At 69.6% G+C, this 842-nt stretch carries 1 protein-coding gene; it reads left to right on the top strand.

Going from position 1 to position 842, the window contains the following annotated elements:
• A partial coding sequence (locus E1211_RS32215; RefSeq protein WP_132354026.1) for a hypothetical protein occupies positions 1-501 on the top strand: 501 nt, incomplete at its 5' end.
• Positions 502-842 lie beyond the last annotated feature (341 nt).

Genomic DNA, 842 nt, shown 5'->3' with positions numbered 1-842 from the left:
GGTGTGTTCGGGGTGGCGGGCTGGCGGGTCGCTCAGGAGAAGGACACCCGGATCTCCTCACCCGACCAGGTGGCCGGTCTCAGCCGGGACGACAGCGAACGGGCCCGCAGCACGGCCGACTACCTGCGGAGCGGCTTCGCCGCGGACATCGAGCTCGACCGCAGCTTCGGCACGGTCTACCGTGACCCGGCCGACGAGAAGCGGTCCGTTCTGATCTTCGGCGGCACGACCCTGCTCTGGCAGCCGGAACGCGACCTGGACAGCCTCTTCGGCTTGATGGCCGACGAGACGGGCAAGGTGACCGGGCTGCGTGAGGTGCCGGCCGGCGATCTCGGCGGAGTCATGAAGTGCGGCACCACCAGCGGCGACGGCGGGGACTTCGCGGTCTGCGGGTGGGCCGACCACGGCAGCGTGGTGCTGGGCATGTTCCCCGGCCGCACGGTCGACGACGCGGGCAAGCTCTTCGCCGACATCCGGAACGTCATCCAGACCCGCGGCTGACCGCCGTCGGTTTCCCTGCCGGCCCGCTGTCCCGCCGGTCGATACGACCGAGGCCCGCTCACGGGAGCGGGCCTTTCTCGTCAGCGGCTTTCCTGTCGGCATGCTCTGCCGCGTCGGCGACATGGCCCGACATGGTCTGCTGCCGGAATGGTGTCGTCGGCGGACAGTAGGCCAGATCGCAGGCAACCCCGCCACGCCGTCCCGTCCCGGAAAGTAGGGGCGGAAACGCGTTCAGGGCCACCCGGAACGGGTGACCCTGAACGGAAAGAATGTCCGGCGGTGTCCTACTCTCCCACACCCTCCCGAGTGCAGTACCATCGGCGCTGGAGGGCTTAGCTTCC

The organism is Micromonospora sp. 15K316, assembly GCF_004348525.1.
In the GTDB taxonomy this organism is placed as follows: Bacteria; Actinomycetota; Actinomycetes; order Mycobacteriales; family Micromonosporaceae; genus Micromonospora.
Note: the sequence above shows the minus strand (reverse complement) of the source record. Positions and strands in the feature narration are given on the sequence as shown.